Annotated in this window: 6 protein-coding genes, 1 rRNA gene and 2 riboswitches; all 7 genes read right to left on the bottom strand. The window is 39.6% G+C overall.

The window, feature by feature from the left end; all coding sequences use genetic code 11:
- A 16S ribosomal RNA gene (locus M3226_RS28980) occupies positions 1 to 89 on the bottom strand; the annotation flags it as partial.
- 324 nt (positions 90 to 413) lie between these two features.
- The gene (gene ptsG, locus M3226_RS28975; protein ID WP_251572688.1) at positions 414 to 2,459 is read right to left on the bottom strand and encodes a glucose-specific PTS transporter subunit IIBC; all 2,046 of its coding nucleotides are present in this window, start codon (positions 2,457 to 2,459) and stop codon (positions 414 to 416) included.
- Positions 2,460 to 2,650: 191 nt separating this feature from the next.
- The gene (glcT, locus tag M3226_RS28970) at positions 2,651 to 3,493 is read right to left on the bottom strand and encodes a glucose PTS transporter transcription antiterminator GlcT (protein ID WP_251572686.1); all 843 of its coding nucleotides are present in this window, start codon (positions 3,491 to 3,493) and stop codon (positions 2,651 to 2,653) included.
- 175 nt (positions 3,494 to 3,668) lie between these two features.
- Positions 3,669 to 4,994, bottom strand: coding sequence for an NCS2 family permease (locus M3226_RS28965; RefSeq protein ID WP_251572684.1), 1,326 nt, complete (start codon positions 4,992 to 4,994; stop codon positions 3,669 to 3,671).
- A gap of 107 nt (positions 4,995 to 5,101) precedes the next feature.
- A riboswitch (purine riboswitch) is annotated at positions 5,102 to 5,203 on the bottom strand.
- A 237-nt stretch (positions 5,204 to 5,440) separates the two neighbouring features.
- Positions 5,441 to 6,979 (bottom strand): glutamine-hydrolyzing GMP synthase, encoded by a 1,539-nt coding sequence (guaA, locus tag M3226_RS28960; RefSeq protein WP_251572682.1) that lies wholly within the window; start codon positions 6,977 to 6,979, stop codon positions 5,441 to 5,443.
- A 130-nt stretch (positions 6,980 to 7,109) separates the two neighbouring features.
- Positions 7,110 to 7,211: riboswitch (purine riboswitch) on the bottom strand.
- 159 nt (positions 7,212 to 7,370) lie between these two features.
- The gene (locus M3226_RS28955; RefSeq protein ID WP_251572680.1) at positions 7,371 to 9,578 is read right to left on the bottom strand and encodes a transglutaminaseTgpA domain-containing protein; all 2,208 of its coding nucleotides are present in this window, start codon (positions 9,576 to 9,578) and stop codon (positions 7,371 to 7,373) included.
- Positions 9,575 to 10,597: a DUF58 domain-containing protein gene (locus M3226_RS28950; protein ID WP_308212009.1), complete on the bottom strand. Its 1,023-nt coding sequence runs from the start codon at positions 10,595 to 10,597 to the stop codon at positions 9,575 to 9,577. The genes M3226_RS28955 and M3226_RS28950 overlap by 4 nt, the downstream gene beginning before the upstream one ends.
- Positions 10,598 to 10,732: the final 135 nt, after the last annotated feature.

Genomic DNA, 10,732 nt, shown 5'->3' with positions numbered 1-10,732 from the left:
CGGAACAAGTTCCGAAAGATTCGCTCGACTTGCATGTATTAGGCACGCCGCCAGCGTTCGTCCTGAGCCAGGATCAAACTCTCCATGAAAGTTGATTAGCTCATTTTGTTACGTTGGCTTAGTTTCATATAAAAACTAATATTATTGTTTGTTGACGTTTTTGTTTGTTTAGTTTTCAAAGAACAATCATTTCAATAATGCCTCATCAGAAGCAACTTTACTAATATAACACATCGTTGAAATCGAGTCAATAACTTTTTTGCTTGAAATTGTTATTAACTTTCCTCTCAACAACCGCTTGAATATAATACCACCATGGTTATGTGGGGTCAATACCAAATTTCACTTTTTCATTTCTTTTCTCCTATCAATTTAAAAAAGAAGCCAGCCATTCGGCAGCTTCTTTTTTAAACTTACTTAGTGATCTTAACAATACCTTCTTGTTTCATATTAACTTGACCCGACTTCTCAATTACCACCTTTTCGCCTTCGGCTAGGTTTGTGAAGACAACCGGAGTAATAGTAGAAGTTGCATTTTCTTTAATATAGTTAATATCGAACTTCAAGAGTGGCTGACCTTGCTCAATAATTTCATTTTCTGTCACTAATGTTTCGAATCCTTGACCTTTTAAGTTAACCGTATCAATCCCTACATGGATGAGGATCTCACGTCCAGTATCAGAAAGAATGCCAATCGCATGTTTAGTTGGGAACAAGTTAACAATCTTACCATTAACAGGTGATACCACCATACCTTCTGAAGGTACAATCGCAAAACCATCACCCATCATCTTACCAGCAAACACTTGGTCAGGAACTTCCGTAATTGGCTTGATTTCACCCTTAAGTGGTGCAGCGAATACTTCGTTTTGACGTGCATTCTGCATAGCATCAGTAGTAGTAGTCTGAGCCTGCTTTTGTTCAGGAGCCGCTGCACGAGGACGTTTCCCTGACATGATATCTTTCATTTGACCTTTAATGGTTTCAGAACGTGGGCCAAAGATAGCCTGAATATTGTTACCTACTTCAAGTACACCTGCCGCACCAAGTCGTTTTAATTCATCTTTGTTAACATTTTTAATATCTTTTACCGATACACGAAGACGTGTAATACACGCATCAAGATTTGCGATATTATCCCTACCGCCCATAGCATCTAAAATATTAGTAGCTAAATCTCCGCCTGCAGCCTTTCCTGCTGTTTGTTCGCCTTCTTCTTCCTCTAGCTCACGACCAGGTGTTTTAAGATCAAACTTACGAATTGCAAAACGGAAACCAAAGTAGTAAATAACCGCAAACACAAGACCAACTGGAATTACAAGCCATGCATGTGTCTGTGGATTGATTAATCCAAATAGTACATAGTCAATTAAACCACCAGAGAATGTCATACCGATTTTTACATCTAACAGATGCATTACCATAAATGATAAACCAGCAAATATAGCATGAATACCAAACAATATTGGAGCAACGAATAGGAATGAGAATTCAATTGGTTCAGTAATACCTGTTAGGAAAGCAGTTAGACCAGCCGATGCCATTAAACCACCAACAAACACTTTCTTTTCAGGCTTAGCTTCATGATAGATTGCTAATGCCGCTGCTGGAAGACCAAACATCATGAATGGGAATTTACCAGTCATAAATGTACCAGCAGTAAGATTTTTTACGTGATCTGAAATCTGAGCCATAAAGATACGCTGGTCACCGTGAACAACCTGACCTGCTTTAGTAGTATACGTTCCGAATTCATACCAGAAAGGTGAATAGAAAATATGATGTAATCCAAATGGAATCAACGAACGTTCAATAACCCCGAAAATAAATGCAGAAAGAGTTAGGTTCGCATTAACCATGTTGTTAGAGAATGCGTTCAATCCAGATTGAATTGGCGGCCAAATCACTAGCATGATTAATCCAAGGATGATTGCTGTAGCAGCTGTGATAATTGGAACGAAACGCTTTCCAGCAAAGAAACCTAAATAAGATGGTAATTCAATCTCGAAAAACTTGTTATATAGAGAGGAAGCAATGATACCTACGATAATCCCGCCGAAAACCCCTGTTTGTAGTGTTGGTACACCAAGAACACTCACATAACTTGTTCCATTAATATCCTTCGCATCAATACCTAAAACTGTACCCATTGTTACATTCATAATTAAGTACCCTATAATCGCTGCTAGACCAGCTGTTCCTTCTCCCCCAGCTAAACCTACAGCAACACCAACCGCAAATAAAAGCGGCAAGTTACCAAAAACAATATTACCAGCATTTTGCATTACATTTGCAACCATAGCGATCCCGCTATTATCTAGCCAAGGCGCTAAGTTTAATAATGCCGGATTCACTAATGCCGCACCTATTGCAAGTAAAATACCGGCAGCCGGTAAAAGAGCAACTGGTAACATAAGCGCTTTACCGACTTTTTGTAATGTACCAAAAGCGTTTTTCATTTAAATGACCTCCTGAATTTTTTTAGCTCATTAAGCGGTTACACAATAGGTAAAAAATAACAAAAAAGGCATGAGTAAAAGTACTATTGAAACGAAAGTGTTTAGGTATAGAATACCCCAAATCCTTCAATTCAATTAATACTTTCCACTCATGCCTGATCGAATCAGTAACACGTAAAAAATAATAAGTGCTATTTAAATTTATTTTGAAGTCTCTGCAAATGCATCGTTAGATAAACGGCCTCTGCATTGAAAACCTTCATTTTTAATGTTTGCTGCATCACTTTAATGAGCTTCCATGAGAGATTATAGCACACCGGATATTCAACTTTCAATAGGTTTGCAATTTTTTCTGGTTCCTCAACCTTTTCAGCTTTTATCACGCGTTCAATTGCGAAACGGAGATGGCGGACAAGCCTCATGTAATCAATACTTTCCTTGTCAATTTCAATATCAAATTGATCCTCAACCATGGCAACTAATCTGCTGACAAGCTGTGAGTGCTGATTAACATCCGATAAATCTTTATTGGTCAAGGCACTATGAATGTGTAAAGCAATAAATCCGATTTCACCTACTGGAAGGAGTATTCCTGTTTTTTCACCAATGTGTTCAACCACCGTTGAAGCGATTTCATATTCATGCCGATAAAGCGCCTTTGTTTCGACTAAAAATGGATTCCTCATTTCCATTCCTTTCGATGCTCTTGTAAGGGCGAACATTAAGTGGTCTGTTAGGGCCACATGAATATGTTCATTTAAATCTGTATGTGTACGCTGTTTGATTATATCAATCGCAGAGATAATGACCTCTAAATAATCTAAATCAATAAACGGAAGCAATTTAATGTAATTTTCCTGCTCCTTTTCATCTTTCAAAACAAAAAGCTTTTCAACGGTTTCTGTTTCAATATAGTCGCCTCGTTTGCGATTAAACCCTATACCTTTCCCAATCAAGACAACTTCTTTGAAGGAAGGGTGTTCAGCAATTAATACATTGTTATTTAATACTTTATCGATTAATAGGTTCGCCATACCTTCACCCCCGTTTCTCCTGCAAACACTTACTATTTTCATGTTATAAGAGGTTAAACAGTAAGTCAACGACATTGTTCGACAAAGATTCAAATAATGAAAGTAGTCTGTCACAATTTCGCCCCGATATACAAAAAGGGAACTGTATGGTCACAGTTCCCCCGGAGTGTTTGATTTATTTTAAGATAAAATATAACACAAAGATCACAAAGAATAGGTACATGATTGGGTTAATCTCTTTTATGCGGCCTTTTACAATCATTGTAATCGGGTAGAAAATAAACCCTACTGCAATCCCAGTAGCAATACTGTATGACAGCGGCATTGCAATCATTGTTAAGAATGCTGGAACAGCAATCTCAAATTTTTTCCAATCAATATTACCTAATGAGGAAACCATCAATACCCCAACAATGATTAAAGCTGGTGCCGTTACCGGTGCTGTTACAACGGACAGTAACGGGAAGAAAAAGAGTGATAAGATAAACAGTCCGGCAGTAACTAATGAAGCAAACCCTGTTCTTGCTCCAGCAGCAACCCCTGCTGATGATTCAATGTAAGAAGTTGTTGTTGAAGTACCAAGGACAGCACCGACAGTTGTTGCAATTGAATCAGAAATTAACGCTCGGCCAGCGCGAGGAAGTTTATTATCTTTCATGATTCCTGCTTGGTTTGCTACAGCCACCAACGTTCCTGCGTTATCAAAGAAATCAACAAACAAGAAAGTCAAAATAATTCCGAGCATGGATGTCGTATAAAAAGAACTGTCACCAAACGATTGAAATGCCGCACCAAAAGTAGGTGCTAAACTTGGAACTGTATCTACCACTTTATGAGGCATCTTAATTTCTCCAAAGATCATTCCTACAATAACGGTAATTACCATACCGTAGAAAACAGCTCCATTAATTCCTCTTGTCATCAAAATAACTGTAACGATGATACCAAAAATCGCCAAAAGTGTTGAAGGAGCAGTTAAATCCCCCAAACCAACTAGTGTTGCATCATTATTGACAATAATCTTAGCATTTTGTAAGCCAACAAATGTAATAAACAAACCAATACCTGCCCCAACTGCATGCTTTAAATCAGCTGGTATTGCGTTAATAATTTTTTCACGAAGACCTGTAAGTGTTAGTAAAAGAAAGAAGATACCGGAAATAAGAACCGCACCTAGTGCATGCTGCCAAGGAATACCACTTCCTAAAACAACAGTATAAGCAAAGAAAGCATTTAAACCCATACCCGGCGCTAATGCCAGCGGATACTTTCCAAGCAGACCCATTACAATGGAACCAAGGGCTGATGCTAGGGCTGTGGCCACAAATACTGCACCGTAGTCCATTCTTAATGCATCTGGAAAGTCTTTGATGGATGCAAGTGATAATGTTAACGGGTTTACAACTAGTATATAAGCCATCGCTAAGAAGGTGGTTAAGCCCCCAATAAATTCACGACGATAATTTGTGCCATGTTTTTCAAACTCAAAATACTTATGCATTTCTTTTCCCCCTATAAATCTTTTCTTTATTATGCAAAAAAATACTCCGGTATATTCTACAGGAGCATGACTATAGGCTCGTGCAATATAAGAGGAAAAGAAAGCCTCTTTATTTCACACTGCCTCGTAGTCAAGCCATTTACGGTGGCTCGGTAGAAACTCTTGGGCCATATTCCCAATATTATACGATGCAATTATTTTATTTCCCTTTTTCCGTTTTTTATTGTAACAGGTAGTAAACAAGTTGTAAACAAAAATACGAACGATGATAAAAAAATTTTTTTCATCGTTCGTATTTTTGTTCAATAAAGCTAAACTTCATCACCATTCCCCATAAATCGACATTGTCATGCTGACTTTCGCCGTCCAGCTCCAGCCCTGTGTTCAAAAAAATAAGACGAGCAGTTTCGGCTCGTCCTAGATTAAAGCTATTATGCTTTTTTAGTTTATTCCCATTCAATGGTTGCAGGCGGCTTGCTCGTGATATCGTAAACAACACGGTTCACATGAGGTACCTCATTCACGATTCGAGTAGAGATCAGTTCTAATACATCCCACGGAATTCGCGCCCAGTCTGATGTCATCCCATCAATAGAAGTAACGGCCCGGATCCCGATTGTATAATCATAGGTCCGTGCATCACCCATAACACCAACACTGCGGATATCTGGCAGCACGGTGAAGTATTGCCAAATTTCACGGTCAAGCCCAGCCTTTTTGATTTCTTCGCGTAAAATCCAATCCGATTCACGGACAATTTCAAGCTTGTCATCTGAAATAGCTCCTAAGACACGAATTCCAAGACCAGGACCAGGGAATGGCTGACGCCAAACAATATCATCAGGAATGCCGAGTTCCGTACCAAGGGCACGAACCTCATCCTTGAATAAGGTATTGAGCGGTTCGATTAATTTAAATTGCATGTCCTCTGGAAGACCGCCTACATTGTGATGCGATTTAATGGTTTGTGCTGTTGCTGTTCCACTTTCAATAATATCCGTGTAAAGGGTACCTTGAGCTAAAAACTCGATTCCTTCAAGCTTTGTTGCTTCATCATCAAACACATAAATAAATTCATTGCCGATAATTTTTCGCTTTTTCTCCGGATCTGAAACGCCCTCTAATTTTGAAAGGAATCGTTCCTTTGCATCGACTTTAATCACATTCATATGGAAGCCTTCTGAAAAAGTCTTCATGACACTCTCCGCTTCATTTTTCCGAAGCAGTCCATGGTCAACAAAGATACATGTAAGTTGGTCACCAATTGCTTTATGAATTAGTACTGCTACCACAGAAGAATCTACCCCGCCGCTCAACGCACAAAGGACTTTTTTGTCACCAACGGTCTCGCGAATCTTGGCCATTTCCATCTCAATAAAGTTTTCCATTGACCAAGTGGCATTGCATTCACAAACCTTAAAGACATAATTCTTGAGCAATTCATTTCCATATACGGAATGAAGAACTTCCGGATGGAATTGAACGGCATAAAGTTTGCGCTGTTCATCGCTCATCGCCGCAATTGGACAAGATGGGCTTGTTCCATTAACGGTGAACCCTTCTGGTGTTTCAACAACAAGGTCACCATGACTCATCCAAACAGTCTGTTCGCTAGGCAGTCCATCAAATAAGGTTGATGGTTGTTCAACGACCACTGTCGCCTTACCATACTCACGCTGCTGCGCTTTTTCAACTTTCCCGTTAAAATGGACGGTCATTAACTGCATTCCGTAACAAATTCCTAGAATCGGCAAGCCCATTTCAAAAATGGCTTCATCACAGCGGAATGAATTTTCATCATAAACGCTGTTTGGACCACCAGAAAAGATAATCCCCTTTGGATTCATTTTGCGAATTTCTTCAGCAGTTATGGTATGTGGATGAAGCTCACTGTACACACCGAACTCACGAATGCGGCGGGTAATCAGTTGATTATATTGGCTTCCAAAGTCTAACACAACAATTAAATCTTGCTTTTCCGTCAAAACAGTCACCCCTCAATTTCTAAATAATAATACTAGCTTATACAATTAAGTGGAAAAATAAAAAAAAACTAGAATTCTCTTCCCAACATAAACAGGAAGGCAGAATTCTAGTTATCTCGCAAAAGTATCACTAAAAAAATTCCGCCTTCATAGTCAGGCCATTTACGGCGGCCCGGTAGATACTCTCGAACCCTATTTTCGAGGATATATGAAGGTATTCAACCTTATTAGAAAAGCGCAAGGCGCTTAGACTTCGGCGACAAGCACAAGACGAGCCGGCAGGAAGGTTGGTTTTTACCTTCATGACGGATTGGCTTGTGACCTCGAGCCGATGGCGCCTGGAGCTAGACATTGAATTAAAACTTATTGTAACAATAAGGCGTTTTTCCGGTCAAGCGATTGTCTTTTTAATTAAATTTTCCCACAATTCACGCGTTTCTTTCCAAGTTCCTTTTGGCAGACGTTGATGATAAAGATATTGTTCATAGCGGGCGGTTAAACGGGTCATTTCTCTTGTTGAAAAAAACGTATCAATATAACGTGCATAACTTTGAAGGGTTTGATCTTCTTTTCGCTTTAAACCATAACGCTCTAACTGATTTAATAATATCAGATACGCAGAGCCAAAATTTTCATCCTTTTTCTTGTATTTATAAAAGAACAAGATCCCATATGGAGCCCATCGTCCACGTAAGCGGTAAAGAAGGACCCCTATTCCCGCTAATAGAAGAGTAATAAAAAGAATCCTACCCCAATGCAATTTTACCTTAGTCATGAATGTTTCCTTCCAATCGGATGGGTTAGAATCCTTCTTTGCCATTGTAGGATTTTTCTCTTCCTTCTGCGTTTTTTTTACGGATGAGGGTGTAATTCGCTGGTTACTTACGACCGAATCCCCTTCCACATCATAATTGATATTAACTTCATTGGAAAAGCCTATCGTCGGCTCAAATGGCACCCAGCCCAAATTGGGGAAGAAGACCTCTACCCATGAATGGGCATTATTATTGGTAACTTCATAAAACTGTTTGGAAGAGCCCTCATCACCGTATGCCTGAAACTCACCACCAGTGTAGCCCTTTACCCAGCGTGTAGGAATGCCGATTGTTCTCAGCATGACCGCCATAGAAGTTGAAAAGTTATCACAGTAACCTCTTTTGGTTTCGAACAAGAATTGATCGACATAATCATCCTTCTCACCCGGAACGGCAACATTTTTCTGATCATAGATATATCCGGTATTACTAAAATACTCTTCAACTGCCTTTGCCTTGTCATACCAGTTTGTCTTTCCCCTTGTAATTTCTTCTGCCAATTCTTTTACCCGCGGCGGCAAATGACTTGGCACCATCGTATATTTTTCATAAAAAGCCCTGTTCATCTCTGCAGGAAACGCAGTTGTCTTCAATAACTCAGAAGCTTTATATTTTGGAATATCAAATTCAACGGTAAAAAATTGGGGTACCACAGGCTGCTGATTACTAGTAACAAAGCTAATTTTCTCATTGTTTCCATCGATTAAAAACTCATTTGTATGTTGGTTAGAAGGCTGTATAGATAATACCTTAGTAACCCCTGCTGGATACATAACATAATTAAATTTATAACTGCCGTTCAAAGTCACACGGGTTGTTTCTTTTATTTTTTCCACTTCTGCCGGGATCGAATAGATAGGGACAAGATCGCCCTTTTTAAAAGATTGAAATGTTGATCCAGACGCAATCCAGCCCTTCCCCGTATACATATCTTTCGTTTCCATTTTCCAATAGTTTTCCCCATTGCCTTTATAGGCAAATACAGCCTGGTCATCCCCAACAAATGGACCACCTAAGGCTGTATCATCGGTACTATACCCGATTCGGTGCGGTCCTGCTCCATGGCTGGATGTACCTGCCTTGTCATTGCTAGCCGTCAAATACGGAACGGGATCCGGCCAGATTGGCGACGCTTTGGGTGCAGCTATCCCAACCAAAACACTGAAAAGAATCATCAAAGATAGGGGAATCATCCACTTTCGAATCTTACCTGCGTCAAAATGAACCTTCTCTTTTTGGATAATTCGGTAAAAGGTCAGCATCCCCATAACCGCAAACCCCGCCACAACCGTTCGAATAATAGCTATTTTCGCACTATAGGGTGTAAACGTATCTAGTACCGTTATATAGACCAATGTCATAAAGAAAAAGATAAAGATCCGCTGTTTTCTTAAAAGCCAGTAGTGAATTAAGTAAACCATTAACCCTAGCAGGATAAAAAACAAAAGGGTTCGGAATTCATTAGATAGGTTGTACCACTGTCTGCCAATAAGGTAGCGGATATTATCCATACAATCCATCGTGAAGGATGACAACCAACTAATGTTAAAAAGTCCTTCCTCATAGTGCAGATGATGGATCGAAACCAGGATAAAAATAACCATCAGGGTCGATTGCCAAATCACCTTGAGATTTAGAAAGGATGCAGTAAAAGAAATAATTAAAAAAATAATAAAGATGCCCATATTACTAGTATCGGTTAATTGGTTGACCGGACGAAGCCATTCCCATAATAAGAAAAAACTGAACACGTATAAAAGAAACGTAGGAATATCCCTTTTCATACTCGTAAGCTCACCTCCGAAAAGGCTGACCTTTGCTCGCCTTCATTAACCATGACGACTCGAATTCCGCGGGCATTGGCAATCGCGATCAGAGAGCGTTCATTGTCTGAGGCTGTTCCCTTTTTCCCTTTGATAAGAAAAAGGGTGATTGAATCTTTCCTTTGCCCAAGAAAACTTATCTTTTCAATTAATGGTTTTGTCAACTGAGCCGTGACCAGTATAAAGGATACGGTTTGCTGCATAAACAGCCCCTCTGCTTCAATAACCTTTTCAAACGTCTTTGAGCTTTTCGCCTCGATTTTAGCCAGATGATAAAAGAGTTGTCTAAAGTGTGGTTCTCCCCCGCTAATAGGAAAGTATGCCCTGTCTTTACTAAAGGTTAAGAATCCTGTCTGTGCACCCTTCTTTAAAACAGCTCGAACGAGTGAAGCCGTATAGGATACAACTGCTTCAAAGCACTTATCAGGTGTACAGTCCATAATCACAAACACATCGTGTGACTGGCGCTGTTCAAATTCCTTTGTCATGATTTCGTTTCTCTTAGCTGACGCTTTCCAATTAATCCATGAAAAACGATCTCCTGGCTGGTAATCTCTTACCCCAACCGCCATGGAGGTATCACGCTGGACCCGTTCTCTCGATGCAGTTAGGCCTTGATCGAATTGGTTCTCAAATGGCTGGTAAAACAGCTCGGAATAAGCAGGATAGACAATGATTTTCCCTTCTTGAGCAAGAGTTTTTTCTTTTTCAAATAACCCAAGAGGATCACCAATTTTGAGGGTAAAGGAACGAAAAAAATGTTCACCCCGTGGCAGTTTATCAATGATATATTCATAGGAAAATTCCTTTTTCAAGCCTGGCAGGATAAGGGCCTTTGCTTTTTTACGTTGTTGAGCTGATTTTAGAGGTTCATCCAATTGATCTTCGATAAGTAGAAAGAATAAGGGGAAGGCTTTCGTTCGCCTTACCTTTACGGTTACCTTTAAGGATTCCCCGTCATTGAAATCACTCTTTGGCAAAATCCTTGTGACTTCCAATTCATTTAATGAATATAGGGATAATGCAATGCAATAAAAAGCAAATGGTAAAAAGCTATAAAATAAAAACCAGCTGACAAATCCTCCTTCGAACATGGCATATGAGAACGTGAGGAG

This window comes from Neobacillus cucumis, assembly GCF_023715505.1.
The sequence above is the reverse complement of the archived record's forward strand: the minus strand, read 5'-3'. Positions and strand labels throughout refer to the sequence as shown.

What these genes read in the sequence shown, in the direction of transcription:
- ptsG (WP_251572688.1), bottom strand. Translation starts at nt 2,459, where the DNA reads ATGAAAAACGCTTTTGGTACATTACAAAAAGTCGGTAAAGCGCTTATG.
- glcT (WP_251572686.1), bottom strand. Translation starts at nt 3,493, where the DNA reads ATGGCGAACCTATTAATCGATAAAGTATTAAATAACAATGTATTAATT.
- M3226_RS28965 (WP_251572684.1), bottom strand. Translation starts at nt 4,994, where the DNA reads ATGCATAAGTATTTTGAGTTTGAAAAACATGGCACAAATTATCGTCGT.
- M3226_RS28955 (WP_251572680.1), bottom strand. Translation starts at nt 9,578, where the DNA reads ATGAAAAGGGATATTCCTACGTTTCTTTTATACGTGTTCAGTTTTTTC.